Raw genomic sequence first — 25,748 nt, 5'->3', positions numbered from 1 at the left:
TCAGGTCTCCGGTTCGGTCAGGGCGTGAGGGGTGGCCAGCCAGGGGCCGACCTTGTCTTTCAGGGCTTGCGTCGGGCGGCGGGGGCGGCCGTCCATGTGGATGCAGACGACCTCGACCTCGGCCCTGCACAGCACCTCGTCGCCGCGCGTGACGGTCTGGTTGATCAGCAGGCGGGGGCCCTTCACAGCATCGTAGTGGGTCCGCACGATCAGGGCGTCGTCGATGCGAGCGGGCTTATGGAACGTCAGACCCATCTTGGACACGACGAAGGCCAGGGGCCGGTCGCCGTCCAGCAATTCGGCGTGGCCGATGCCCATCATCCGCAGGGCGTCGGACCGGCCCCGCTCGAAATACCGCACATAGTTGGCGTGATAGACCAGGCCGGTGAAGTCGGTGTCCTCGTAATAGACGCGGACGGGAAGGCGATGCTCGCGGCCCTCGAAGCGCCCGGCGGTAGGAATGTCGGCGAGGGCGTCGATCATGGTGTCGGCCTGGGTGCAGGACGGCGTTCCATGAAGCCGGGGCAGTCGGCGCGCACCATGGCCGCGAACTCCTTGGGCAGGGGGTCATTGTCCAGAAGGATGCGCTGGGGCCGGGAGACAAAGGCCACCACCTCGGGCTCGCCGCGCCGTCCGGCATAGCCGCACAGGGCCAGACCGGCCCCCTGTTCGGTGTAACGCAGCTCTGCCGTGCGCCCCAGATGCTCGCGCAGCTGGCTCAGGGCCCTCGCCTGACGATCCGGCTCCTGAGGGGTCAGGGCGCCGTTCTGCACGAACAGCCAGGCCGCCAGTCCGCCCAGCACGACGACCGCGACGCCCAGCACCACGATCAGTCGATCCGTTCTGATGACCCGACGCACCATGCGGCCAAGCATGCCGGGGTTCGGCTTGAAGGTGAAGCCGTCTCTTGGCCTACTTGCCACCAAACAGATCGGGCGCCTTCGGTGGTGCCGGCGGTTCGGTCAGGCCCAGATGGGCATAGGCCTTGGCGCAGGCCATGCGGCCGCGAGGGGTGCGCTGTATAAAGCCCTGCTGCAGCAGGTAGGGCTCGATTACATCCTCCACGGCGTCGCGGGCTTCTGCGATGGCGGCGGCCAGGGTGTCCATGCCGACGGGGCCACCGCCATAGTTCTCGATCAGGGCCTTGAGGAAGCGGCGGTCGTTGGCGTCCAGCCCGACCTCGTCGATCTCCAGACGTGACAGGGCGCGGGCGGCGACCAGTTTCGAGATGACCGCCGCCCCCTCGGCCGTGGCGAAGTCGCGGACGCGGCGCAGCAGCCGTCCGGCCACGCGCGGGGTGCCGCGCGCACGCGATGCAATCTCGCGCGCGCCTTCCTCGTCGATGGGGGCTCCCATCTTGCGGGCCGCGCCGGTGATGACCCGGACCAGCTCGTCGGGCGTGTAGAACTCCAGCCGCAGGGGGATGCCGAAGCGGTCGCGCAGGGGCGTGGCCAGCAAACCGGCCCGCGTCGTGGCCCCCACCAGGGTGAAGGGGGCCAGGTCGATCCGGACCGACCGCGCTGACGGCCCCTCGCCGATGATCAGGTCCAGCACATGGTCCTCCATGGCGGGATAGAGGATCTCCTCGACCGTGGGGGCCAGGCGGTGGATCTCGTCGATGAACAGGACGTCGCGCGGTTCCAGATTGGTCAGGATCGCCGCCAGATCTCCCGCCTTGGCCAGGATGGGGCCAGAGGTGGCGCGAAATCCGACGCCCAGTTCGCGCGCCACAATCTGCGCCAGGGTCGTCTTGCCCAGGCCGGGCGGACCGAACAGCAGGACGTGATCCAGGGCCTCGGCCCGGCCGCGCGCGGCGTCGATGAAGACCTTCAGATTGCCCTTTGCGGCCTCCTGACCGACGAACTCGGACAGGGTCTGGGGCCGCAAGGCGCGATCATAGGCTTCGCCGGGGGCGGGTTCCGGGGAGATGATGCGCTCATCGGTCATCGTCCCAGCTCCTGCAAGGCCGCCCGGATCACAGCCGACAGTTCGGCCTCCTCGCCCAGCCGGATCAGCGCCTGATCGACGGCGCGGCGGGCATTGACCTCGGCGACGCCCAGACCCAGCAGCGCGGACACCGCCTCGCCGGTCACGCTGGGCACGGGAACCACTGCCTCGGCATGCATCCCCGGCGCGCTCGGCGTGAAGCTGACCTCGCCCAGCGGCTTGCCCTTCAGTTCGGTGACGATGCGCAGGGCCAGTTTGGGGCCGACGCCATTGGCACGGGCCACCGCCGCCTTGTCTTCTCTCGCGACGGCCCCGGCCAGCTCTCCGGGCGGCAGGACGTCCAGCACCGACAGGGCCGCCTTGGGCCCCACGCCCTGGATGCCGGTCAGGGTGGTGAAGGCGCGGCGTTCGTCGCGGGTCAGGAAGCCGTACAGGCGCGGGCCGCTCTCGGCGTTCCAGACATGCTCGATATGCAGGGTGGTCTCATCACCGGGGGCAGGCAGGCGCTGCAGGGTGCGTGCCCCGCACGCCACGACATAGCCGACACCGGCGCAGTCGATCAGGCAGTGATCCTGCTCCACCTCGGCCAGCATTCCGCGCAGACGCCCGATCATGAGGCCGCCGCCAGCAAGGCCCGCTTGCGCAGCTGGGCATGGGTGATGGCGACGGCCAGGGCGTCGGCGGCGTCGGCCTTCACATCACCGGCGGCAGGCAGCAGGCGCTTGATCATGAAGGCGATCTGGCTCTTGTCGGCATGACCCGCCCCGACCACGGCCTTCTTGATCAGATTGGGCGAATATTCCGCGACCGACAGGCCGCAGCGGGCAGGGGCCAGCATGACCGCGGCGCGGGCGTGCCCCAGTTTCAGCGTGGAGGACGGGTTCACGTTGACGAACACCTCCTCGATCGCCGCTTCATCGCAGGCATGGGCGACGCAGATTTCGGACACGGCTTCCAGGAGGAATAGCAGCCGCTCGCTGAACGGCGCGGTCTCGGGCGGGGCGACCACCCCGTGCGCAACCCAGCGCAGCCGCGACCCCTCGGCCACCACCACGCCCCAGCCGGTGCGGCGCAGGCCGGGGTCCAGGCCCAGGATTCGCGTTCCATTCTGAATCAGCGCGTTCGTCATTCGTTCCGTTCATGCCGCAAAGACGGTTAGCGAACAATGACTACGGCTCAGTTCTAGTCGTCGCGGGGATCCAGATCGTAGCCAGTAACCCCGTCGATGGCTCTCAGCCGCTCGGCGAAGGCATGGATGGCTTCTGGTGTCGCCTTGGTCAGGCGAAAGCCCCAGCGCACGGTCCGGCCATCGTCCAGAAGTTCGTGGTGGTCCGAGCGGGCCACGCGGTTGAGATTTCCCAAGGCTTGGTGCACCGCCGCCTCGACCTGCGGTGTCTCCCGTTTCCAGGCGACGTGGGCATCGACGACTGCCGTCTGTGGCAGCCGTCCGCTGACAAGTCTGAGGCCAATCAGGATAATCGCCGTCAGCAAAGTCCCTACCGCACCCAGGCCGTACAGCCCCGCCCCGAACAGCAGGCCGATCGCCGCCGTCACCCACAGGGATGCCGCGGTGGTCAGGCCGTGGATCGAGAAGCCGCTGCGAAAGATCACGCCCGCGCACAGGAAGCCGATGCCGGTCAGAACGCCATGCGCCATCCGGGTCGGATCGCTGACGATATCCGTGCCGGGCAGGGGCGCGAACCGCCACATCCCCTGCATGACCGCCGCCTCCATCAGCAGGGCCGAGCCCAGGCAGACCAGAATGTGGGTGCGAAAGCCCGCCGCCCGGCCCCGCCATTCCCGCTCGAACCCGATCAGCCCTCCCGCCACGACGGCGGCAAGCAGGGGCAGGGTGAAGGCGGGCAGGTCGGTCCAGTCCATTTGAAGCGAACGGAAGGGGTGATTGCGAGGTTCCGTGCGCGGAACAAAAGCGATGAACGCGCTCCGATCAGTTGGCCGGTGTCGCCGGGTCCGCTGGCGGCACCGCCGTCGCCGGAGGTATTTCCGGGATGATGGACGGCAGTATCGATTCTGACGCCAACGGCTCATTGTTCGGCAGGAAGGGTGTGTTTCGTGAAGACGGCAGTTCGACGGACGGCGCGGCCGGGCGCGGCACCTCGCGCCGTTCAATCTCGAAAGACACCGTCAGGCTGATCGTGGTGGATACGGCCTGGCCATCGACGCGGCTGGGCACCACCCGGGCCTGGGCCAGCTGCGGGGCCAGAAGGGCTGACAGGCCCGAACCCGCCGGGGTGTCGACGCCTCGGCACTGGCTTAGCCGCCCATCGGGGCCCGCAACACAGGTCAGCCGCGATGACACACGCTCGAAGTCGCCGCGAAGCTGATCCGGGCGTACGCTATAACGCGGCGGGACGACCCACTCGAGCGGCATCCAGCGTGAGGATCGGTCAGGCCCCGGCGTCGCACGGGAGGGCTGGCCAATCTGTTCGCGTCCGACGTCGGGAACGGAGACATCGACGGTCTGGCCCGGCACGGGTGCCGTCAACTGCCGCTCGCGCTCTGCGGCAGCCAGATCGGCGGCGATCCGGCGTTCCTGCGCCGCACGAGCCTGTTCGGCCCTGTAGGGCGCGGCCTCTCGATGGGCCGCCGACAGATAGACGGCACTGACAGTAGCGACGAGGAGCAGAGCCAGACCGCTGGCTGCGGCCGTCACGACGGTTCGGCGGTCGGGGAGTGCAGGGCCGCTAGCGTTCAGCGGCTGATAGTCGTGGTGTGTCAACGCTGGCCCCCGGCACTTTGCCCTGATGGCCTATCCTGACCGACCTTCGGCCAGAGGCAAGAGGGACAGGCTTTCCGACAGGCTCAGCCATGCTTGTCGACGTAGGCGTCCGGGTCCTTGTTCACGGGCTTGATCCCCGTGATGTGCTCGGCCTCGAAGGCGGCGAACTTGACGGCCAGGTCATGCCGCATCTCCAGATCGGCATTCAGGCGGAAGTCGGTCAGACCCTGACGTTCTTCCTCGCCCATGTGCTTGGAGTTGACGACATTGGCCGCACCCACCGCCTCGAACCAGCCGGGCGAGCCGACCGCATGGCCCTCGACGGCCTTGACCGCGTCGCGCAGTTTGTTGTGGTCCTCGATGGCGTCCTCGGTCTCGCCCGCGACCGTGCCGTCCTCGGCGTCATTGGCCCCTTCGCCGATCTTCATCAGCTGCGGATAGAAGAACCGCTCTTCGGCCTCGGCATGCACATCCAGAAACGCCGACAGCCGCCCCCACACGGCCGTGAGGGCGTCGGTATCCTTCGGATCGATCTGCTCGATGATGCCGAACAGCCGCCGCTGCTCCGCGTGGTCGTCGAGGATCAGTTGGGTGATATCCATAAGGTCGGCTCCGGCAAGGCTTGAAGCCGGTTAATCGCCGCCGTCGCCAGCGGTTCCGCGCTAACGACTCGCAAGCCTCAGCCCGCGTATTTCGCCAGGTCCTCGTCGGAGATGTCCTCGTTCGAGAAGACGTTCTGCACGTCGTCCTCGGCGTCCAGGGCGTCGAGCAGCTTCATCAGGGTGGCGACGGCTTCGCCGGTGACCTGAACCTCGGACTGCGGCTTCCAGACGATGGCGGTGGACTTGGGGTCACCCAGGATCTTGGACATGGCTTCGGCCACGTCATTCAGGTCCTCGAAGGCGGTCCAGATGGTGTGGCCGGGCGCGTCCTCGTAGATGTCGGGCTTCACCAGGTCGCTCTCGACGTCCTGGGCCCCGGCCTCGATGGCGGCCTCCATGACGGCGTCCTCGGACCCGGCCTCGGCGGCATAGGTGATCTTGCCGACCTTGTCCCACATGAAGGCGACGGAGTTCATCTCGCCCAGGGCTCCGCCGTTCTTCTTGAAGGCGGTGCCGATGTTGGAGGCGGCGCGGTTGCGGTTGTCGGTCAGGGCCTCGACGATGATGCCGACGCCACCGGGGCCACGACCTTCGTAGCGAATTTCCTCCATCGTATCGACGTCGCCGCCCGAGGCCTTGTTGATCGCGCGCTGGATCACGTCCTTGGGCAGGCTCTCGGCCTTGGCGTTGTTGACGGCCAGGCGCAGGCGCGGGTTCAGGGCCGGATCGGGCATGCCCGACTTGGCCGCCACGGTGATGTCGCGCGACAGTTTCGAGAACAGCTTGGAGCGTACCGAATCGGCGCGGCCCTTGCGGTGCATGATGTTCTTGAACTTGGAATGGCCGGCCATGAAGAGTCTCTTTTTAGGGGCGCTAACGCTCGCCTCGCGGAGGCTCGCTGCTTGAGCGCGGGTAGTCTGTCTGTTTGCGGCAGTGTCGCGCCGATCACGACGCGGTGCCCGGTTGCGCGCATCTAGCGGATGATGCGAAGCCTGTCACGATACAGGAACCGTAACGGTTTGATGGTATTATCCACGTACAAGGCGGTTGAGACCGCATCAGCAGGGGCCAAGGGAAACGACATGACCGCCGAAGACGTCATCTACAATTCCAAGCTCTATGCCGACGACGATTTCAACGAGCATGGGCCCGACATTGTCGAATGGTACGAAGCTCGCCCCGTGACCGTGCCTGCCGCCGTCGCGGCCGGGTCGATCCTGGGGGCCTTTGCCCTGGGGGCCCTGACGGCCGTGGGTATCCTGTTCCTGACGGGCCAGCTGGACGACTGAGGCCGCGGCCTCAGATCTTCATTCCTTCCAGGAAGCCACGCATCTTTGCGTCGACCGACACGGGCCTCTTGGTCTCGCGGTCGACATAGACGTGCACGAAATAGCCGACGGCCGCAGCGTCTTCCTCATTATTGCGGAACAGGCCGATCTCGTAGCGGACCGAGCTGTCGCCCAGATGGGCCACGCGAACTCCGGCCTGGATTTCGTCCGGGAAGGCTGTCGGCGAAAAGTACCGGCAACCGGTTTCGGCCACCAGACCGATGGTCTTGCCGCCGTGAATGTCCAGCAGGCCGTTAACGACCAGCAGACGGTTCACCGCCGTGTCGAACCACGAATAATAGACGACATTGTTGACGTGGCCGTAGACGTCATTGTCCATCCAGCGCGTGGATATGGCCTGGAACCGCTGATAGTCGCCGCGCTTCGTCCGTTCGATGGTACCCGTCACGCTTCGCTCCATTTTAGTGCGCTAACGCTCGCCGCGCGGCGGCTCGCTGCTTGAGCGCAGGTTTATGAGGATCATCCTCGAACGTGTCTCCGCACGCCTGAATCGAACGCTCGGGCTTGGCGGACGCGGCGTCAAGCGCCTAGCGTTCACGACATGAAGACACGCGCCGCCATTCTTCGCACGATCGGGGCCACCCGCCCCTATGCCGACAGCCGTCCGCTGAGCATCGAGACGGTGACCCTGGACCCGCCGGGCCGGGACGAGGTGCTGGTCGCCATCAAGGCGGCGGGCCTGTGCCATTCGGACCTCAGCGTGATCAACGGCGACCGGCCTCGCCCCCTGCCCATGGCCCTGGGGCATGAGGCGGCGGGGGTGGTGGAGGCCTTGGGCGAAGGCGTGACCGACCTGGCCATCGGCGATCATGTGGTCATGGTCTTCATGCCCTCCTGCGGCCACTGTAACCCTTGCGCCGAAGGCCGCCCGGCCCTGTGCGAACCGGGGGCGGCCGCGAACGGCAAGGGCGAGCTGCTGGGTGGCGGACGGCGGCTGCATATCCATGGACACTCCGCCATGGATACGATGGATCGGGCGGATATCCCGGCCGAGAGTATCCATCATCACCTGGGTTGCTCCGCCTTCGCCGAGCATGCGGTGGTGTCACGCCGGTCGCTGGTGAAGATCGACCCGGCCCTGCCGTTTGAGCAGGCGGCCCTGTTCGGCTGTGCGGTGCTGACCGGTGTCGGGGCGGTGGTGAATACGGCAGGCGTGAGGGCCGGGCAGTCAGCGGTGGTCGTCGGCCTGGGCGGCGTGGGCCTGGCCAGCGTTCTGGGGGCTCTGGCCAGCGGGGCGTCGCCGGTCGTGGCGGTCGATCTGTCGGAGGACAAGCTTGCCCTGGCCCGCAGTCTGGGCGCGGTGCAGACGGTGAATGCCGCCGATGCGGATGCGGTGGAGCAGGTTCGGGCCCTGACCCATGGCGGGGCGGACTATGTGTTCGAGATGGCCGGGTCGGTGCGGGCGCTGGACAGCGCCTGGCGAATGACGCGGAGGGGCGGCACGACGGTCACGGCCGGACTGCCTCCGCCCGATGCGGCCCTGGCGGTCAATGTGGTGTCGCTAGTGGCCGAGGAGCGGACGCTGAAGGGCAGCTATATCGGCACCTGTGTGCCTGCCCGCGACATCCCCCGCTTTGTCGCCCTGTTCCGCGAGGGACGGTTGCCGGTCGACCGGCTGATGACGGGCCGCGTCGCGCTGGACGACATCAACGCCGCCTTCGACCGGCTGGCGGACGGGCAGGCCGTGCGCACGGTGGTCACCTTTGGTGCATAGAGAAAGGGGCGCGACCCTTTCGGATCGCGCCCCTCGAACGCCTGAGGAATGGCTAAGGGTCTAGTAGCGGCGGTTGTCCCGGTCGCGACGCTCATAGCGGACCTGTTGCGACAGACGGTCGTAGCGACGGTCCAGATCGTTGCGCTCGCGCACGGTCAGGCCACCGCGCAGATAGCTGCGCTCCAGATTGACCAAGGCGATCAGTTCGCCGCGCAGACGGCTGGCCTCGCGGCGGCTCAGCGAGCGGTTGCGCTCGCCCTGATCGATACGGCGGTCCAGATTGTATTTGCGCTGGGCGATCTGCTGCCAGCCGCCGTGGTGCTGAACCTGCAAATAACCATGACCGCGTGCCGGGCCGTAGCCATAGGATTGCGCCGCTGCGGGGACCGCGACGGAAGCGGCCACAAGAGCCAGTGCGGGAATGAGAGCCTTCTTCATCATCGGTCTTCTCCTTGATGTTTGCGCCGACCGGGGTGGTGGCGTTGATCGGAGAAAAGCATTCCCGGGCTGAGCGCGATCTGAACGCGCCGGGTCAGGTTTCATTCATGCAGATGAAATCGGGGACAGGGCGCGCGAATAGCCGTTGTCCGCCTGTACCACCGGTGTCGGGTTGACGGTTCGGCTATCCGACGCTGCGCACGTCAGTCACGCACCGCCAAGGGCGACGAGACAAGACAGGGTGAGGCCGACCGGCAGACTGGTGCCGTATGTCAGCCGTAATCCTGGATCGGCCGCACATCCAGGTCACCCGCCTTGATCGCACCGATGGCCTGGGCGGCGGCCTGGGACCCTGCGGTGGTGGTGTAATAGGGGATCTTCATCATCAGGGCGGTACGGCGAAGGCTGAAGCTGTCCTGCAGCGACTGCTTGCCCGAGGTGGTGTTGAAGACCAGCTGGACCTCGCCGTTCTTCATCGCATCGACGATGTGGGGACGCCCCTCCAGCACCTTCTTCACATGGGTGACGGCCAGGCCCTGTTCGACCAGATAGCTGTGGGTGCCGCCGGTCGCCATCAGGGTGAAGCCTTCGGCCAGCAGCGTCCTGGCGGCGTCGATGATGAAGGGCTTGTCCTCATCCTTGACCGAGATGAAGGCGCAGCCTGAGACGGGCAGGGTGGTGCCGCCGCCGATCTGGGACTTGGCAAAGGCACGGGCGAATGCGGGGGCCATGTCGGCCTCGCCCTCGCGCTTCCAGTCCAGGCCCATGACCTCGCCGGTCGAGCGCATTTCCGGCCCCAGGATGGTGTCGACCCCGGCGAAGCGGGCGAACGGGAAGACCGCTTCCTTGACCGCGATATGGTCGTACGGCTTGTCCGCCAGGCCAAAGGATTTCAGGGGCACCCCGGCCATGACCTTGGCCGCGATGGCGGCGATGGGCTGGCCGATGGTCTTGGCGACGAAGGGGGCTGTGCGGGACGCGCGCGGATTGACCTCCAGCACGAAGATACGGGGGTTGTCGCTATGCGGCTCCTCGATCGCGAACTGCACATTCATCAGGCCGCGCACCTTCAGAGCCCTGGCCATGGCCTCGGTCTGACGCTTCAGCTCGGTCACGATCTCTGCCGACAGCGACCAGGGCGGCATGGAACAGGCGCTGTCGCCCGAATGGACCCCGGCTTCTTCGATGTGTTCGAGAACGCCCGCCACGAACACCGTCTCGTCATCGCACAGGGCGTCGACGTCCACCTCGGTGGCGCGGTTCAGATAATGGTCGATCAGGACGGGGTCGTCGCCCGAGACCCGCATGGCCTCACCGACATAGCGGTCCAGCTGTTCGCGGTCGTGGACGATCATCATGCCGCGTCCGCCCAGCACATAGGACGGGCGCAGGACGACGGGATAGCCGACCTCTTCCGCCTTCTGGGCGGCTTCCTCGGCGCTGCGAGCCAGGCCGTTAGGCGGCTGGATCAGGCCGATGTCGTTCAGCATTTTCTGGAAGCGCTCGCGGTCCTCGGCCAGGTCGATGGAGTCCACACTGGTGCCCAGGATCGGCACGCCATCCTCCTGCAGCGCATGCGCCAGCTTCAGCGGCGTCTGACCCCCGAACTGGACGACCACGCCGATCAGGTCACCGTTCGAGCGCTCGACGTCGATCAGTTCCAGCACATCCTCGGCGGTCAACGGCTCGAAATACAGCCGGTCGGAGGTGTCGTAGTCGGTCGACACGGTCTCGGGGTTGCAGTTGACCATGATGCTCTCGACGCCGATGTCGGCGAAGGCGAAGGCCGCGTGACAGCAGCAGTAGTCGAACTCGATCCCTTGCCCGATGCGGTTCGGTCCCCCGCCCAGGATGATGGCCTTCTTGGCCTCGGTGGGGTTGGACTCGCAGGCCGGAACCTGGCCCAGCGCCCCGGTCTCATAGGTCGAATACATGTAGGCGGTGGCGCTGGCGAACTCGGCGGCGCAGGTGTCGATGCGCTTGAAGACGGGGCGCACGTTCAGGGCGCGGCGGGCCTTGCGCACGGCGGCTTCGCTCAGGCCCGTCAACTGGGCCAGACGGGCGTCGGAGAAACCCTTGGACTTCAGCTTGCGGAATTCGGTGGCCTCGACGGGCAAGCCCGTGACGCGGACATGGCCCTCGGTTCGCACGATGTCGGCGATCTGGCGTAAGAACCACGGTTCGTAGGAACAGGCGGCGTTGACCTCCTCGACTGTCAGGCCGTGGCGAAACGCCTGGGCGATGACCAGGATACGGTCCGGCGTCGGCTGGCCCAGGGCGCGCACGACGGCGGCCCGGATAGAGCCCTCGTCGCCCGATCCGTCGGTGCCCTCAATCTCGATTTCGTCGAAACCGTTCAGCCCGGTTTCCAGGCCGCGCAGCGCCTTCTGCATGCTCTCCTGGAAGGTCCGGCCGATGGCCATGACCTCACCCACCGACTTCATCGAGGTCGACAGGGTCGCCTCAGCGCCGGGATACTTCTCGAAGGCGAAGCGGGGGATCTTGGTCACGACATAGTCGATGCTCGGCTCGAACGAGGCCGGCGTGACCTGGGTGATGTCGTTGGTCAGTTCGTCCAGCGTGTAGCCCACCGCCAGACGCGCGGCGACCTTGGCGATCGGGAAGCCGGTGGCCTTGGAGGCCAGGGCCGAGGACCGGGACACCCGCGGGTTCATCTCGATCACCACCATCCGGCCGTCCGCCGGGTTGATCGCCCACTGGACGTTCGATCCGCCGGTCTCGACCCCGATCTCGCGCAGGACGTTGAGCGAGCCGGTCCGCATCCGCTGGTATTCTTTATCCGTCAGCGTCAGGGCGGGGGCGACGGTGATGCTGTCGCCGGTGTGGACCCCCATCGGATCGATGTTTTCGATGGAGCAGATGATGATGCAGTTGTCCGCCGTGTCGCGGACGACCTCCATCTCGTATTCCTTCCAGCCCAGCACCGATTCCTCGATCAGCACCTCGGTCGTCGGCGACAGGTCCAGCCCGCGCAGGACGATCTCCTCGAACTCCTCGCGGTTATAGGCGATGCCGCCGCCGGTCCCGGCCAGGGTGAACGACGGGCGTACGATGGCGGGCAGGCCGACGAACTCCAGCCCTTCAATCGCCTCTTCCATCGAATGGGCCGCCTTGGACTTGGGCGATTCCAGACCCAGCTTGTCCATGGCGTCGCGGAATTTCTGGCGGTCCTCGGCCTTGTCGATGACCTCGGCCTTGGCCCCGATCATCTCGACGCCGTATTTCTTCAGCGCGCCGGATGCGTCCAGCGCCAGGGCCGTGTTCAGGGCCGTCTGGCCGCCCATGGTCGGCAGCAGGGCATCGGGACGCTCTTTGGCGATGATCTGCTCGACGAACTCCGGCGTGATCGGCTCGATATAGGTGGCGTCGGCCACCTCCGGGTCGGTCATGATGGTGGCGGGGTTGGAGTTGACCAGGATCACCCGGTACCCCTCGGCCTTCAGCGCTTTGCAAGCCTGAACACCGGAATAGTCGAACTCGCAGGCCTGACCGATCACGATCGGACCGGCACCGATAATCAGGATGGCTTTGATGTCTGTGCGTTTGGGCATCTTCGGCCTCGTCTGATCAGTTCGTCACGACCGCGCACTCCCAGCCGTCATAGTCCAGCTGGAAGGCCGCGGCCCAGGATTGCATCATGGATGAAACGGGCGCGAACGAGGCTTCGTCCACCGCCATGGTGGTCTCCAGAACGGTCATCTCGTCCTGGCCGCGCGTGATGAAGCCGGCGCGCCGCGCGACCTCGTTCAGATCGTCGTGGTCACCCTCGCCATAGAAGTAGAACAGGGTGTGCCGGGGCGTGACGCCACTGTCGCCATGCTCTGCCAGGGACGCCCGGATCATGGCGTCGCGCTCATCGTGCGGGACATCGGATGCGGTCACGTCTGCAGCGGTCCTTTCGCGCACGAAAATCCGGCGCGGGCGATACGCCGGCGCGGTTCCGTTCGGGTTGTCGGTTAAGCGGTCCGTCTAAAGAGGGCAGGGGGCGGGGGCAAGAACCAATGCGCCTGGCGCTGCCATTTGCTGTGCACGCACGAAAAAGGGGCGGCCCTTTCGAGCCGCCCCTGATCCGTCTTGGCCGGTTCCGAAATCAGAACGGGCGGTAGTTCAGGCCGATGAAGAAGCGACGGCCGTAGGGGTCGAAGTTCGAATACAGCGTCGTGCCGAGATAGTCGGCCTGTTCAGCATCGAACGCATTCACCACGCCGGCGCGAACCGTCAGGTCCTCGCGAGCATTCCAGCGCACCGTGAAATCGTGGCGCGTGAAGTTTTCGGTGTCCAGTTCGCTGACCAGACGGGCATCGGCATTGTTCACGAAGTCGCGGACGTTGACGATGTCCTGGGCCGTTTGCCAGTCGGCGGTCCAGTTGACGCTCCAGATCTCGTTCGGTGCCCACGTCAGCGACGAGGTCAGACGAACGCGGGGGTAGAACAGACCACTGGCCAGTTCGGTGAAGTCGCTCGGATCGCCTTCGTTCAGGAACTCCTTCTGATCGATCAGCCACGAACCCGCGAGACGATAGTCGAACTGGCCGAAGTCGCGGCCCGTCATTTCAAGCGTGTCGACACGGTAGTTGGCCGTGAAGTCCAGGCCACGGGTCTGCAGCTTGGCATAGTTGAACGACCGCTCGATGAAGCCACCCACGGAATCACCAGCCGGCGCACCCACGCCGAACGGAATGTCCGGGTTGTTGCGGAAGATGGTTTCGCAGGCATCCGCATTCAGCGTCGCCCCGTTGACGCAGTTGGCCGCGGCGGTTGCGGCGCTGACGGCCGAGATGACCTGTTCGATCTCGATTTCGTAGTAGTCGAGGACCAGCGAGAAGTTCGGGATGAAGCGTGGACGCAGCACCGTCGAGAAGGTGAAGCTGTTGGACTCCTCCGGCCGTAGGTTCGGGTTGCCCCCCAGCGAGCCGGCGATGCCCGAGGTGTAGTTCGGGTTGAAGTCGTCCAGGTTGGTTGCGGTCGCCCCGGCGAAGTCGAACGTCAGACCCTGTTCGGCGGCCAGCGCCGTACAGTTGTTGATCCGGTTCTGGCGGGTTTCGGCATCCTGAACATCGGCGATGGCCAGGGTGGCGCAAGGGTCGGCAAAGGCGTTGGCGAACGTCTGTCCCAGAGGCGAGAAGTTTTCGCCCAGGTCCGGCACGCGCACCGATGTGTTGTAGCTGGTCTTGAAGGCGATGTCCTGGATCGGACGGTAGACCAGGTTGACCCCATAGACATCCACGTCGCCTACGGTCGAATAGTCGGCGTAGCGGTAGGAGCCGCTCAGCTCGGCATATTCACCCAGGAAGCTGTCGCGGAACAGTGGGACCGAAAGCTCGGCGAAGTACTCGTTGGAATCGTATTCGACCTCCGGGAAATCGGCACCGGTGTTGAGGAACAGCAGGCGTCCGTCCGTGTCACGATCGCGGCCGGTGGCCGAGGTCGCCTCGCGGCGATATTCGGCCCCCAGAGCGACGCCCAGAGGTCCGGCTCCCCAGAAGTCCCACAGATTGCCGGAGATCGAAGCGATCGCCTGCTCCTGCTCGTTGCGCTCGGTGACGCCGATTGTGGCGTCGACATAGTCGAGCGCCGCCTGGCTCTGGTTGCCCTTGCCGAAGACGTTCAGCGGGGCGCACTCGTCAATACTGCGACGGCCGTACTCGCTGTCGCGCAGGTCACCGCCACGTTGCGGATCACCCAAGGCTCCGTCGGGCGCACCCTGCGCGGCCAGAAGCTGGACGCGGCAGACGATTTCGCCCGGTGTGCCGTTGACGACACCGGCCGTGTCGAGCACGGCATCGGCGGCCAGGGCAAAGCGCTGGCCATCGACGCCCCGCTCACGGTTTTCGACCTCGACCTGGCCGTAGGTGTAGCCGATGTCCCAGTTGAAATCCCTGACGAAGGCCAGCTGATCGCGCGAGCCACGCAGGCCCACGACGTAGCGTTGCAGTTCGCGGGTGTTGTCCTGGGTGCGGTCTGGTCCGAACAGGCTGTGGCGAGCGATCTGCAGACCTTGCGATCCCAGCAGTACGCTGTCGGCGTCGTCGGTCGGCGGTGCATAGCGGTCGATCTGGTTTCCGGCGATGGCATCCTTCACCAGTTGCGGCAGGAAGGCGTTGTCGGACCAGCGCAGGTCGAAGTTGTTCACCGCATAGATCGGGTTGGCCGTTCCGGCACCGTAAGAATCGACCAGGTCGACGTTGAAGAAGGTCGGCTGACCCACGTCGAACGTATCTTCGGTGACGTATTTGGCCTCGGCGTAGAGCTCGATGTCCGGCGTGACATCGAAGGTGGCGCCGGCCTGGAAGCGGGCCGATTCCGAACGCGGCACGCGCGATCCGGTCGAGAAGTCGGCGATATTCTCGCCGTCGCCGCCAATGTTGTAGGGACGGAACAAGCCGGTGTTACCGATGCGCTGACCAAAGTTGGCCAGGCGGGCGGTGGAACCGTCGTAGTAGAAGGTCTTGCCTGGGTTCGGCGCAAAGCAGTTGTTGCTGTAGGTGAAGAACTCACCACCTGCCCCGTCCGGAGCGAAGCAGTCTTCGTACGGCACGTCAGGATCGCTGAGGCGCGAACCGGGCTGCGAGTTGGCCAGCGTGGTGGCACCCCAGCGCGGAATATCCATGCGGCGGACGTTCTTGAACAGCTGGAAGTCCTGGTTGCCGTCGAACGGTGCCGTCGTCGGATCGGCATCAATGCCGGCACGGAACGGTGCGTCGTTGATCCAGTCGATGTTGTTGGAGGTGACTTCGTCGACCTCTTCATACTCGCCGTGGGCATAGACATTGAGGCGACCGTCGAGCAGATTCACGCCTGCCAGGGCCGAGATACGGCGATTGGCTTGGCCGTCCTGGTTGATCATGCCGTAGTTGGCGTCGATCTCCAGGCCCTCGAAATCCTTGCGCAGGATGAAGTTCAGCACGCCGGATACGGCGTCGGCGCCGTAGACCGAGGCGGCACCGCCGGTGACGATCTCGATATTCTCGATAAGCAGACGCGGAATGGTATCGATGTCGACGGCCAGCGAGCCGCCGCTGGAGCCCACGTGGCGGCGTCCGTCAACCAGTGTGAGGGTGCGGTTCGAGCCGAGGCTGCGAAGGTTCGGCAGCGACAGACCGCCGTCACCCAGGTTCGAACCCGTCGTGTCCGACGGAACGACAGAGTTTGAAAGGGCAGGGATGGTCGCAAGGTAGTCGATTACCGTCGCCTGGCCAGTCGACAGCAGGGCTTCGCGCTGAACCTGAATCAATGGTGTCGGTGCGTTGGTGGCATCGCGGCGAATGCGCGACCCGGTCACGACGACCTCGCCAAGTTCGGTGGCCTGGTCCTGAGCAACGGGTGCCTGATTCAAGGGCTCTTGGCCCGTCACCGTACCGGCTGGCTGATCGGCGGGCACCGTCTGTGCCAGCGCGGGGGCGGAAATGGCGATTGAGCCTGCCAACATCGTGGTTGCAAGCAATGTCTTGCGAATATCGATCATAGATTAAAAACCCAAGCTATCTGAATAACGCAGTTATGTCGAAGGGACGACAAGGCTGTGCAAAAGGTCTCGGTCCAAGAGATTGGTCAAGCCTTGCCGTAGCATTTCTTGCAACATTACAATGTTATTCAAACATTATGTGTCGTTATTGAAACTGTATGCTGCCACATTCTAGAATCTTGGAGCAGAGCGCGTCGAACAACTGAACTAGAACACAAAGTACTGTTCTGAGTATTGTTGAACTGATCGCCTGGCATATTGGCTGCGCGACACGACGTTGCGGTGTGTTGCCAAGCACGACCAAGTGCCTGGTTGGCGCGCCGGGAGCTTCGAGCAGAGAAGGCCGACTGACAGATTTAGGTCAAAGGAGGCGGCGAGAGCCCACATCAGGCGTGGTGCCCATGTGCTACAGTGCCTGTACTAAAATGCCTCTCCGGACCCGCTCGCGCTTGCGTGTCGAAAAAGCGACCGTAATGTGACCCCTTGGCTAGGGTTGGGGCGGCGTTCGGATTCGCGCTTCGGCAACCGATACAAAAGGATATTTATCTGTGCGTTATTCTCGATTGCTGACGACGACCGTTCTTTCGAGCCTGGGTGTGTTCGTTGCGACCGCCGCATTGGCTCAGACCCCTCCGCAAACCGCTCCGCAACCCGCGCCTGATGCGGAAGAGCAAGAGTCACAGGCTACGGAACTGGGCGACGTCGTCGTTACGGGGTCGCGCATTCCCCAGAACGAATTTACCAGCCCTTCGCCTGTTCAGGTGCTGACGTCTGATCGTGCCGAACAGCGCGGCCTCAGCGACACGGTCCAGTTGCTGCAGAGCTCGACGCTCGCCTCTGGTTCGCCTCAGGTGAACTCGACCATCTCCAGCGCCTTTGTGACGGACGGTGGCCCCGGTGCCGCGACGATCTCGCTGCGCGGCCTGGGTGCGAACCGCACGCTCGTGCTGCTGAACGGTCGCCGTGCCGGCCCAGCCGGTACGCGCGGTGGCGTCTCGGCATTCGACCTGAACGTCATTCCTCAGTCGGCTATCAACCGCATCGATCTGCTGAAGGACGGCGCGTCGTCGATCTATGGCTCGGACGCCGTGGCCGGCGTGGTCAACCTGATCACCGAGCGCGCCCGCGATGGCGGGGAGATGACAGCCTTCGCTTCGGCTCCCTTCGATCAGGGCGGCGAGCAGTACAACATCTCCGGAACTTTCGGTAAGCAGTTCGACCGTGGCTACGTGAATCTGTCGGCCGACTACTATCGTCAGGAAAAGCTGGCTGCCGGCGAACGCGACTATCTGATCTGCCGCAACCAGTACATCACCGCGCCAGGCACCAACACGCGCGTTGACCGCGTCGACCCGCGCACGGGACAGCCGCAGTGCACCGACCTGACCTGGGGCAATATCTACGTCTACGGTGCCGACTTCTCGGGCCGCGCCGGTCGCTTCCAGTTTGATTACGACGGTGATCTGGGTCGGTACATTCCCACGCGCCCGACGAACCCCGCCACTTCGGCCCTCTATCCGACCGCACCTGACGGCTTCTACATCGTGAACTACGATGCGGCCTCGCGTTCGGTGGTCAACAACCTGTCCGATTTCGCCCGGGAAGAATCGATCATCCCCGAGACTGAGCGTTACACGGTGTTCGGTGAAGGCGCATATGAACTGGGCGGCGGTGTCGAAGCCTATGCCGAACTGCTGCTGAACCGCCGCGAAAGCCGCACGGACAGCTATCGCCAGTTCTGGAACTACGTCTACACCTCGACCTTCGGCGATCCGCTGAACGACTTCGTCGGCCCCAACATCCTGAGCCCGACCGCGATCACCGATCACTTCGATGCGTCTCAGAAGGTGGACTACACCCGTGCGGTTGTAGGCCTGCGCGGCAACTTCAGCATCGGCGGCCTGAACAATTGGTCGTGGGATGTCTTCGGCCAGTACAGCCGCTCGGATGCGGAATACACGAACGACGTCATCCTCCAGGATGCCGTCGATTCGACCAGCTTCAAGACGGAGCTTTGCGCGGGTCAAAACCTGCCCGGTACCAACCGTCCATGCGTGGATGTTGACTTTACCCGCCCTGGCTTCCTCGCCGGTGATCTGACCGATGCCGAGCGGGCCTTCCTGTTCGATACAGAGACCGGCACGACTGTCTACGAGCAGACCTACGTCGAAGGTTCGCTGGCGGGTAACCTGTTCGAGCTGCCTGCGGGTCCGCTGGGTGCTGCCTTCGGTTTCCACCTGCGCAAGGATGAGATCGTCGACACTCCGGGTGATGTCACCCTGGCCAACAACAGCTGGGGCCTGAGCGGCGCTGGCGTGACCCAGGGCTCCGACACGGTAAACGAGGCCTATGTCGAGCTGGCCATCCCGCTGCTGGCCGATCTGCCCTACGTCCAGGGCCTGGATCTGTCGCTGTCGGGTCGTTACACCGACACCGATACCTCTGGCGACGCCACGACCTACAAGGTCGGCCTGAACTGGAAGATCAGCGATACGATCCGCGTTCGCGCCACGCACGGGACGTCGTTCCGCGCACCGGCCCTGTTCGAACTGTATCTGGCGGACCAGACCAGCTTTGTCGGTCAACGCAACATCGACCCCTGCCTCAACCTCGACCAACGCGTGGCCGATGGTGTTCTGGCCACGACCGACCCGCTTTACGTCAACTGCACCAGCGCAGCGGGCCCGGGCGGCGGCGTAGCCAGCGACTTCACCGGCGGCGTGGCGTCAGCCGAGGTCGTGACCGGCGGTGGACTGGGCGTTCTGGAGCCTGAAACCTCCAAGGCAACGGTCATCGGTTTGGTCCTGACTCCGCCGGACAGCAACCTGAGCGTCGCGCTCGACTATTTCGAGATCAAGATCGAGGATCAGGTCGATGTTCTGGGGGCCGGTGGCATCCTGCAGGCCTGCTATCTGTCGGAGAATTTCCCGAGCGATCCGATCTGTAACCAGTTCGACCGCGACCCGACGCTTGACGGTGCGATCAGCCAGGTCCGCGACAGCTATCTGAACATCGCCGAGCAGAACAACCGTGGCTTCGACTTCACGGCACGCTGGTTCCACGACTTCGATTGGGGCACCCTGTCGCTGGACACGCAGACGACCTGGACGCTGGAAACCAACCAGTCTACCTTCGCCGACTTCAGCACCGACTTCCTGGGTGACATCGGCAGTCCCAAGCTGGTCGGCAACTTCAACGCCAGCATCAATCGTGGACCTTGGACCGCATTCTGGGGCTTCGACTGGATCGGGCCGCAGGACAACCGTCCTGACCGCATTCGCAACGGTCAGTCGGCCTTCCAGGTCATCGAAGGTCGCCAGGGTCTGATCAAGGCCGATGCCGAGTTCACCGGTTTCCACAGTGTTTCGCTGTCCTACAGGTCTGAAGGTTCGGGTCTGACCGGCGGCTGGACCCTGTCCGGCGGCGTGGCCAACCTGTTCGACGAACTGCCGCCGGCGGCTTCGTCTGTCGCAGTCGGCACGACCGGCAACTCGATCCTGTCTTCGCAGTATCAGGAAGCCTATTACGGTCGCCGTGCCTTCCTGCGGGTGAGCAAGTCCTTCTAAGGGCAGTTCATCAGGTCTAACCGAGAGGGCGGTGGCGAAATCCACCGCCCTTTTTCGTTCTCGTGTCACGCTCTGGAGAAAACTTTGGCGATCATCAAAGGCATAGCCGACACTCTGGACACCGAGGTCGCGCGATTTTCGCAGGCACCTCTTCGACAGCCCGTTCTGATGAACAGCATCCCCAAGGGCGGAACGCATCTTCTGCGCAATATCCTGCGCATGTTCGTCCCGGTCGATCAGCATCATGCGCGGGATTTCATCCAGATACCGAACATGCACGAGCACCTGGATGCCCTGGACCCCTCGGCCCCGAAGCTGGCGATGGCTCATTTGCTGTTCGATGATCAGTCGGTGGCCAATGTCCGCTATGCACGACACATCGTGCTGGTTCGCGATCCCTACGACTGGGTCATCGCCCGCGCCCGGTTCCACGTTTCAGACGCCTTTGAGCAGCCCAACCTTCAGCACCTGAAGATCCCCGGCCTGTTTTCAAGCGACGTGCTTCTGAACATGATGATCTTCGGCATTCACCAGAAGGTGCCTGCGCTCACGGACATCTATACCCACAATGCCGTCGCCTGGCTGGGGACAGGCGTGCACCTGGTTCGCTACGAGGATGCGGTGCAGGCTGTGCAAAACCTGGAGTCAGCCGAGAGCGAAGCCTTCTTCGCGTCCTTGCTCGATGCGGCGGGCATAGACCGACCCGACGACTGGCGCGAGCGCGTGGCAGTCGGTGCAGATCGTAAGCGCAGCCGCACGGCGCGTGAAAACCTTGTCCTGCCCCAAGGGCTTCAACTGCCCGATACACTGCCGGAAACCCAGCGCCGCCTGATCGACGTTCATGTCCCGGGTCTGCGGGCCCTTCTGGGCTACGACTGAGCAATCTGACCGATCCAGGCCGGCAAGCTGCCGATGTTCTCGAGTGCGCCGTACCGGGCATGGTCCTGCGGCGCATCGGCCAGTTCATGCGCCCAGGTCACGTGATAGGGGATGTGCACGCCGTATGCCCCCGCCGCCAGCGCAGGCAGGACGTCCGACTTCATGGAGTTGCCGGCCATGACGGCATCTTCGGCCCCTGTGCCGTGTCGGGCAAAGACGCGCTCATAGGTGCCGCGATCCTTTTCGGACACGATCTCGACGGCGGCAAACAGATCCCCCAGGCCTGAGGCGGCCAGCTTGCGCTCCTGATCCAGCAGGTCGCCCTTGGTGATCAGGACCAGGCGGTATTTTTCCGACAGAGAGGCCAGCGCTTCATCCACACCGGGCAGGGTCTCGACGGGATGGGCCAGCATCTCGCGCCCCGCCGCCAGAATTTCGCGCACAACCTCGGGCGGGGCCCCGCCGTCGCACAGCTCCATGGCCGTCTCGATCATCGACAGGGTGAAGCCCTTCACGCCGTAGCCGTAGAGACGCAGGTTGCGTTGCTCCGTCTCGGCCAGCCGCGCCTCGATCACCTCGGCGTCGCCGTGATCGTCCAGCAGGTCGACGAACCGCGCGTGGGTCAGGCGAAAGATCGTCTCATTGTGCCAGAGGGTGTCGTCGGCATCGAGGCCGACAGTGGTGATGGGCATGGCGGGCGTCTCGTGGCTTCGAATGTGAGTGGGCGGTCTCGCGCGCGGTCGCGCGCAGGTCAATCGGTCGCCTTGTCGGCCGGCGCGGATTGCCCTCTTGCTGGTGCGTCAGAGGGAGCGTCGTTCATGACAGATCAGGCAGCGGTAGTAATCGGCGCCTCGGGCGGCATCGGCTCGGCCATGGTGGAGGCGCTCAGGGCGTCGGCGCTCTATGCGACGGTCCACGCCCTGTCGCGATCCGGCACGGGACTGGACCTGACCGATGAAGCCGCCGTCGCTGAGGCGGCGCGTCAGGTGGGCGAGGGGCCGCCGCCGTCGCTGATCTTCGTGGCCACGGGCGTCCTTCACCACGGCCAGGAGCCGGAGCGGGCCTACAAGGCCATGACGGCCGAGCATCTGCTGCGGGACTATCAGGTCAACACGGTCGGCCCGGCCCTTGCGGCCAGGCATTTCCTGCCGCTGCTGCCACGTGACCGTCGCGCCGTCTTCGCCGTCCTGTCGGCGCGGGTAGGGTCCATCGGCGACAATCGGCTGGGCGGCTGGCACAGCTATCGCGCGTCGAAAGCGGCGCTGAACATGATCCTCAAAAACCTGTCGATCGAGCTGGCGCGGACCCACCCGCAGGCGGTGGTCGCCGGCCTGCATCCCGGCACGGTCGATACGGCGCTCAGCGTGCCGTTCCAGAAGGGGGTGGCGGCCGACAAGCTGTTCACGGCAGACTACTCGGCCAGTCGTCTGCTGGCTGTGCTGAACGGCCTGACGCCCGCCGACAGCGGTGGTGTTTTCGCATGGGACGGGGCGCGGATTCCCGAGTAATCGGAAGGCCATGAGCCAGACCGAGATCCTGCCGATCCCCGATACGCCCTCCGCCCGAAAGATCGGCTGGGGCATCGCCGCCCTGGTGGTGGCCGGCAACATGATCGGATCGGGGGTGTACCTGGCCCCCGTCGCGCTTGCATCCACCGGCTCGTCCAGCCTGATCGGCTGGCTGATCTGCGGGGCCGGGGCGATGATCCTGGCGGCGGTCTTTGCAGGCCTGGGCCGGTTTCAGCCGGACGCCGACGGCCTGTCGGATTTCACGCGGCGGGGGTTGGGCCGTTTCATCGGCTATCAGACCGCCATCGCCTATTGGGGCGTCTGCCTGACCGGCAATATCGCCGTGTCCATCGCGGGCACCGGCTATCTGGCCTTCTTCTTTCCGGTGCTGGCCGAGCCGGTGCCGGCGGCGATGAGCAATCTGGCCCTGATCGCCATCACCACAGCCGCCTATGCGACCGGGGCCAAGGTGGCAGCGCGGCTGGGCGCGACGACGCTGGTGATCGGCCTGCTGCCGCTGGTGCTGGCCATCGTCGCCGGGGCTGTGGCCTTCAGCGGCGCGACCTTCTCCGCCTCGTGGAACCCGTCGAGCCAGCCGCTGACGGCCACCATCCCGGCGTCTCTGGTGGTGATCTTCTGGTCCTTTCTGGGTCTGGAAAGCGCCGCCGCCTTGTCGAAACTGGTGCGCGACCCGGCCCGTGACGTGGGCCGCGCCAGCGTGGGCGGCGTGGGGCTGGCCCTGGTGGTCTATGTGCTGGCCTCCGCCGCCGTATTCGGCGTGATCCCCGCGGGCGAGCTGGCGCAATCGACCAGCCCGTTCGCCGATCTGGCCGCGCGGGTATTCGGGGCCTCGGTGGCCGGCCTGGTTGCGGCCTGCGCCGTCATCAAGGCGCTGGGCACTATCGCGGGCTGGACCATCCTGGGTGGCGAGACGGCAAGATCGGCGGGGGAGGCGGGCTATCTGCCGCGCGTCTTCGGCCATGCCAGCCGACCGGGACATCTGCCGCTGTCCAATCCCCTGATCAACGGATCGATCATGGCCCTGCTGATCGTGGCGACGATTCAGCCGACGCTGGCGGGACAGTTCGGCCTGCTGATCGGGGCCTGTACGGTCCTGACCATCTGTCTGTATGCGCTGTGCTGCATCAGCCTGTTCCGGTTCAGCCAATCGACCGGCTGGCGTATTCTGTCGGTCGTGGGTCTGGTGTTCTCGGTCGGCGCCGTGGTCGCGGCGGCTCCGGGCAACGTCATTCCGGCCATCGTGCTGTTTGCGGTCGCCTCGGTGGGCTGGATCTGGGTTCGGAAGGGCGCAAACCACCGCGTTGACCCCGTACCGCCTACCCTTTAGCAACGCCGCCGTTTGCCCGCCGGGATTCGGTGGTATGGAGCGCGCATGACCCAGTCTTCGTTTCCGACCCTTCTTCCCGGTGTGACCGGCGTCCTGGCGCTGGCCGACGGCACCATCCTGCAAGGCCTCGGTTGCGGCGCGACCGGCTCGGCGCTGGGTGAGGTGGTCTTCAACACCGCCATGACCGGTTATCAGGAAATCCTGACCGACCCGTCCTACATGAGCCAGATCCTGGCCTTCACCTTTCCGCACGTCGGCAATGTCGGGACCAATGCGGACGACATCGAGCAGATCGGCGGCGGGTCGGACACCTCCGCACGCGGTGCCATCTTCCGCGACATGCCCACCGATCCGGCCAACTGGCGGTCCGACGCGGACCTGGACACCTGGATGAAGCGGCGTGGGGTCGTGGGCCTGGCGGGCATCGATACGCGCGCCCTGACGGCGCTGATCCGGGACGGGGGCGCACCCCATGCCGTGATCGCCCATGATCCGGACGGTCAGTTCGATCTGGAGGCCCTGGTCGCAAAGGCGAAGGCCTGGACGGGTCTGGTCGGGCTCGACCTGGCCAAGGACGCCTCCACCCTGCAGTCTTTCGACTGGGATCAGGGCCTGTGGGACTGGCCTGAGGGGCATCCGCGGGTCGATGCCTCGGACCGGTCGGTGGTGGTTATTGACTATGGCGTCAAGCGCAACATCCTGCGGGCCCTGGCCTCGACGGGCGCGAAGATCACGGTGGTGCCGGCATCGACGACCGCCGAGGAGGTTCTGGCCCGCAACCCGGATGGCGTGGTCCTGTCCAACGGCCCCGGCGATCCCGCCGCCACCGGCGAATATGCCGTGCCGGAAATCCGCAAGCTGGTCGACAGCGGCAAGCCGGTCTTCGGCATCTGCCTGGGCCACCAGATGCTGGCCCTCGCCCTGGGCGGCAAGACCATCAAGATGGACCAGGGGCATCACGGGGCCAACCACCCGGTCAAGGATCTCACCACCGGCAAGGTCGAGATCGTGTCCATGAACCACGGCTTTACCGTCGACCGCGACAGCCTGCCGGATGCGGTCATGGAAACGCATGTGTCGCTGTTCGACGGCACCAACTGCGGCATCGCCCTGAAGGATCGTCCGGTGTTCAGCGTCCAGCACCATCCGGAAGCCTCGCCGGGGCCGACGGACAGCCTGTATCTGTTCCAGCGGTTTGCCGACGCGATGACACCGCGTTGAGCCTGCCTCCGGCCCGATCGCGTTATCTGACATGGCTGGCCAAGGCTCTGGCCCAACCGGTTGACGGGACGACATCGGCGCAGGGGAATGCGGTTCTGGGCTATGCCACCGGCTATGATGCTGCCGATATTGCGCCCTTCGTCCGATCCTTGCGGGCGGTGTTCGACGGTGCGGTGGCCCTGGTGGTGGATGACCGGCCTGATGTGGCGGCCTTGCTGGCCGAGTATGCGGTGATTGCGGTCGCGCCGGATCGGATCGACGGCTGGGCTCCACACCCTGTCATGCAAAGGTTTGCGGCGTTCGACCGGCTGCTGCGCGCCTGGCCCGGGGTCGATGGCGTCCTGATCACCGATGTGCGCGATGTGATCTTTCAGGCCGACCCGTTTCAGCCTCGACCGGAAGGCCTGCTGGCGTTTCAGGAGTATGAGGCCGGGGTCCTGGCCGATCATGCCTTCAACATGAAATACATACGGGCCCTGGCAGGGAGCGGCCTGGCGGACGCTATAGGCCAGCAGCCCTGTGTCTGCGTGGGGACGGTCATGGGGCCCCGGGCCGACGTCAAGCGCCTGTGCCGTGCCATACTCATGCTGGCCACCACCCCCCGGTCGTCCATCGGTGGCGCGTTCGGGGCGGATCAGGCGGCATGCAACCTGGCAATCCACCTGCGCATGATCGAGGCGCAGGTGTTGCCCAACTATGGTCGCGTGGCGACGTTGGGCATGACGAACGGGGCCAGCCTGACATTCAAGGACGGCAAGATCATCAATCCGGACGGCACTGCCAGCGCCATCGTGCACCAGCACGACCGGCATCCGCATCTGGCCGAGGCCGTGCATGCGCTCTGGGGCGGCGGCTTCGAGCGGCGCCAGCGCATCCAGCCCAAATCCGGCACTGAACGTCTGGACAAGCTGAAACAGTCGATCGCGCGACGCATGTCAGAGCCGCGTTAA

General features: G+C 65.2%; 23 protein-coding genes. 8 read left to right on the top strand and 15 right to left on the bottom strand.

Going from position 1 to position 25,748, the window contains the following annotated elements:
* From ybgC to WC585_RS12270, 9 genes are all read right to left on the bottom strand, one after another.
* Window positions 1-483: a tol-pal system-associated acyl-CoA thioesterase gene (gene ybgC / locus WC585_RS12310; RefSeq protein WP_373258275.1), complete on the bottom strand. Its 483-nt coding sequence runs from the start codon at window positions 481-483 to the stop codon at window positions 1-3.
* Window positions 480-923, bottom strand: a complete 444-nt coding sequence (locus WC585_RS12305; RefSeq protein ID WP_373258274.1) for a hypothetical protein — start codon at window positions 921-923, stop codon at window positions 480-482. The genes ybgC and WC585_RS12305 overlap by 4 nt, the downstream gene beginning before the upstream one ends.
* Window positions 913-1,947, bottom strand: coding sequence for a Holliday junction branch migration DNA helicase RuvB (ruvB, locus tag WC585_RS12300; protein WP_373258273.1), 1,035 nt, complete (start codon window positions 1,945-1,947; stop codon window positions 913-915). The genes WC585_RS12305 and ruvB overlap by 11 nt, the downstream gene beginning before the upstream one ends.
* Complete coding sequence (gene ruvA, locus WC585_RS12295; protein ID WP_373258272.1) at window positions 1,944-2,561, bottom strand: Holliday junction branch migration protein RuvA; 618 nt, start codon at window positions 2,559-2,561, stop codon at window positions 1,944-1,946. The genes ruvB and ruvA overlap by 4 nt, the downstream gene beginning before the upstream one ends.
* On the bottom strand, window positions 2,558-3,076 hold the full coding sequence (gene ruvC, locus WC585_RS12290; protein ID WP_373258271.1) for a crossover junction endodeoxyribonuclease RuvC: 519 nt from the start codon (window positions 3,074-3,076) through the stop codon (window positions 2,558-2,560). The genes ruvA and ruvC overlap by 4 nt, the downstream gene beginning before the upstream one ends.
* Window positions 3,077-3,129: 53 nt before the next feature.
* Window positions 3,130-3,828, bottom strand: coding sequence for an MgtC/SapB family protein (locus WC585_RS12285; RefSeq protein WP_373258270.1), 699 nt, complete (start codon window positions 3,826-3,828; stop codon window positions 3,130-3,132).
* Between the two features lie 67 nt (window positions 3,829-3,895).
* On the bottom strand, window positions 3,896-4,687 hold the full coding sequence (locus WC585_RS12280) for a hypothetical protein (protein WP_373258269.1): 792 nt from the start codon (window positions 4,685-4,687) through the stop codon (window positions 3,896-3,898).
* An 83-nt stretch (window positions 4,688-4,770) separates the two neighbouring features.
* A complete protein-coding gene (locus WC585_RS12275; protein ID WP_373258268.1) occupies window positions 4,771-5,289 on the bottom strand; it encodes a hemerythrin domain-containing protein in 519 nt (172 codons plus the stop codon).
* A 77-nt stretch (window positions 5,290-5,366) separates the two neighbouring features.
* A complete protein-coding gene (locus tag WC585_RS12270) occupies window positions 5,367-6,140 on the bottom strand; it encodes a YebC/PmpR family DNA-binding transcriptional regulator (RefSeq protein ID WP_373258267.1) in 774 nt (257 codons plus the stop codon).
* A gap of 231 nt (window positions 6,141-6,371) precedes the next feature.
* Between WC585_RS12270 and WC585_RS12265 the strand changes: the two genes are divergently transcribed.
* Entirely contained in the window at window positions 6,372-6,578 is a 207-nt protein-coding gene (locus WC585_RS12265; protein WP_373258266.1) for a hypothetical protein, read from the top strand.
* A gap of 10 nt (window positions 6,579-6,588) precedes the next feature.
* Here WC585_RS12265 and WC585_RS12260 read toward each other — a convergent pair whose 3' ends face one another.
* The gene (locus WC585_RS12260) at window positions 6,589-7,026 is read right to left on the bottom strand and encodes an acyl-CoA thioesterase (protein WP_373258265.1); all 438 of its coding nucleotides are present in this window, start codon (window positions 7,024-7,026) and stop codon (window positions 6,589-6,591) included.
* 153 nt (window positions 7,027-7,179) lie between these two features.
* Between WC585_RS12260 and WC585_RS12255 the strand changes: the two genes are divergently transcribed.
* Window positions 7,180-8,352 carry a zinc-dependent alcohol dehydrogenase family protein gene (locus WC585_RS12255; RefSeq protein WP_373258264.1) on the top strand — a complete coding sequence of 391 codons (1,173 nt, stop codon included), beginning with the start codon at window positions 7,180-7,182 and terminating at the stop codon, window positions 8,350-8,352.
* Between the two features lie 60 nt (window positions 8,353-8,412).
* Here the strand turns inward: WC585_RS12255 and WC585_RS12250 are convergent, their stop codons facing one another.
* The 4 genes from WC585_RS12250 to WC585_RS12235 form a co-directional block, all read right to left on the bottom strand.
* Window positions 8,413-8,793 carry a hypothetical protein gene (locus WC585_RS12250; RefSeq protein WP_373258263.1) on the bottom strand — a complete coding sequence of 127 codons (381 nt, stop codon included), beginning with the start codon at window positions 8,791-8,793 and terminating at the stop codon, window positions 8,413-8,415.
* A 269-nt stretch (window positions 8,794-9,062) separates the two neighbouring features.
* A complete protein-coding gene (carB, locus tag WC585_RS12245) occupies window positions 9,063-12,362 on the bottom strand; it encodes a carbamoyl-phosphate synthase large subunit (protein ID WP_373258262.1) in 3,300 nt (1,099 codons plus the stop codon).
* Window positions 12,363-12,378: 16 nt separating this feature from the next.
* Window positions 12,379-12,693 (bottom strand): ribonuclease E inhibitor RraB, encoded by a 315-nt coding sequence (locus WC585_RS12240; protein ID WP_296165003.1) that lies wholly within the window; start codon window positions 12,691-12,693, stop codon window positions 12,379-12,381.
* 208 nt (window positions 12,694-12,901) lie between these two features.
* Window positions 12,902-16,240 (bottom strand): TonB-dependent receptor domain-containing protein, encoded by a 3,339-nt coding sequence (locus WC585_RS12235; protein WP_373258261.1) that lies wholly within the window; start codon window positions 16,238-16,240, stop codon window positions 12,902-12,904.
* 584 nt (window positions 16,241-16,824) lie between these two features.
* Here WC585_RS12235 and WC585_RS12230 point away from each other — a divergent pair.
* Together WC585_RS12230 and WC585_RS12225 are read left to right on the top strand one after the other, a co-directional pair.
* Window positions 16,825-19,842, top strand: a complete 3,018-nt coding sequence (locus WC585_RS12230; protein WP_373258260.1) for a TonB-dependent receptor plug domain-containing protein — start codon at window positions 16,825-16,827, stop codon at window positions 19,840-19,842.
* 84 nt (window positions 19,843-19,926) lie between these two features.
* Entirely contained in the window at window positions 19,927-20,721 is a 795-nt protein-coding gene (locus WC585_RS12225; protein ID WP_373258259.1) for a hypothetical protein, read from the top strand.
* Here the strand turns inward: WC585_RS12225 and WC585_RS12220 are convergent.
* Window positions 20,712-21,413, bottom strand: a complete 702-nt coding sequence (locus tag WC585_RS12220; RefSeq protein WP_373258258.1) for an HAD family hydrolase — start codon at window positions 21,411-21,413, stop codon at window positions 20,712-20,714. The two genes, WC585_RS12225 and WC585_RS12220, sit on opposite strands and share 10 nt — an antisense overlap.
* A gap of 126 nt (window positions 21,414-21,539) precedes the next feature.
* On the opposite strand from WC585_RS12220, the gene WC585_RS12215 reads away from it, so the two are divergent.
* From WC585_RS12215 to WC585_RS12200, 4 genes are read left to right on the top strand one after another with little or no spacing between them, the layout of a single operon-like run.
* A complete protein-coding gene (locus WC585_RS12215; protein ID WP_373258257.1) occupies window positions 21,540-22,229 on the top strand; it encodes an SDR family NAD(P)-dependent oxidoreductase in 690 nt (229 codons plus the stop codon).
* 10 nt (window positions 22,230-22,239) lie between these two features.
* On the top strand, window positions 22,240-23,577 hold the full coding sequence (locus WC585_RS12210) for an amino acid permease (protein ID WP_373258256.1): 1,338 nt from the start codon (window positions 22,240-22,242) through the stop codon (window positions 23,575-23,577).
* A gap of 45 nt (window positions 23,578-23,622) precedes the next feature.
* Entirely contained in the window at window positions 23,623-24,798 is a 1,176-nt protein-coding gene (gene carA, locus WC585_RS12205; protein WP_373258255.1) for a glutamine-hydrolyzing carbamoyl-phosphate synthase small subunit, read from the top strand.
* Complete coding sequence (locus WC585_RS12200; protein ID WP_373258254.1) at window positions 24,795-25,748, top strand: hypothetical protein; 954 nt, start codon at window positions 24,795-24,797, stop codon at window positions 25,746-25,748. Before carA ends, WC585_RS12200 begins: the two co-directional genes overlap by 4 nt.

It is taken from the genome of Brevundimonas sp. (assembly GCF_041648055.1).
Taxonomy (GTDB): domain Bacteria; phylum Pseudomonadota; class Alphaproteobacteria; order Caulobacterales; family Caulobacteraceae; genus Brevundimonas.
This window is presented reverse-complemented; position numbering and strand designations above follow the sequence as displayed.

Bases quoted from the DNA above. Each gene is read 5' to 3' on its own strand.
- ybgC (WP_373258275.1), bottom strand. From the start codon at position 483: ATGATCGACGCCCTCGCCGACATTCCTACCGCCGGGCGCTTCGAGGGC.
- ruvB (WP_373258273.1), bottom strand. From the start codon at position 1,947: ATGACCGATGAGCGCATCATCTCCCCGGAACCCGCCCCCGGCGAAGCC.
- ruvA (WP_373258272.1), bottom strand. From the start codon at position 2,561: ATGATCGGGCGTCTGCGCGGAATGCTGGCCGAGGTGGAGCAGGATCAC.
- ruvC (WP_373258271.1), bottom strand. From the start codon at position 3,076: ATGACGAACGCGCTGATTCAGAATGGAACGCGAATCCTGGGCCTGGAC.
- WC585_RS12285 (WP_373258270.1), bottom strand. From the start codon at position 3,828: ATGGACTGGACCGACCTGCCCGCCTTCACCCTGCCCCTGCTTGCCGCC.
- WC585_RS12275 (WP_373258268.1), bottom strand. From the start codon at position 5,289: ATGGATATCACCCAACTGATCCTCGACGACCACGCGGAGCAGCGGCGG.
- WC585_RS12270 (WP_373258267.1), bottom strand. From the start codon at position 6,140: ATGGCCGGCCATTCCAAGTTCAAGAACATCATGCACCGCAAGGGCCGC.
- WC585_RS12265 (WP_373258266.1), top strand. From the start codon at position 6,372: ATGACCGCCGAAGACGTCATCTACAATTCCAAGCTCTATGCCGACGAC.
- WC585_RS12255 (WP_373258264.1), top strand. From the start codon at position 7,180: ATGAAGACACGCGCCGCCATTCTTCGCACGATCGGGGCCACCCGCCCC.
- WC585_RS12250 (WP_373258263.1), bottom strand. From the start codon at position 8,793: ATGATGAAGAAGGCTCTCATTCCCGCACTGGCTCTTGTGGCCGCTTCC.
- carB (WP_373258262.1), bottom strand. From the start codon at position 12,362: ATGCCCAAACGCACAGACATCAAAGCCATCCTGATTATCGGTGCCGGT.
- WC585_RS12235 (WP_373258261.1), bottom strand. From the start codon at position 16,240: ATGTTGGCAGGCTCAATCGCCATTTCCGCCCCCGCGCTGGCACAGACG.
- WC585_RS12220 (WP_373258258.1), bottom strand. From the start codon at position 21,413: ATGCCCATCACCACTGTCGGCCTCGATGCCGACGACACCCTCTGGCAC.
- WC585_RS12215 (WP_373258257.1), top strand. From the start codon at position 21,540: ATGACAGATCAGGCAGCGGTAGTAATCGGCGCCTCGGGCGGCATCGGC.
- WC585_RS12210 (WP_373258256.1), top strand. From the start codon at position 22,240: ATGAGCCAGACCGAGATCCTGCCGATCCCCGATACGCCCTCCGCCCGA.
- carA (WP_373258255.1), top strand. From the start codon at position 23,623: ATGACCCAGTCTTCGTTTCCGACCCTTCTTCCCGGTGTGACCGGCGTC.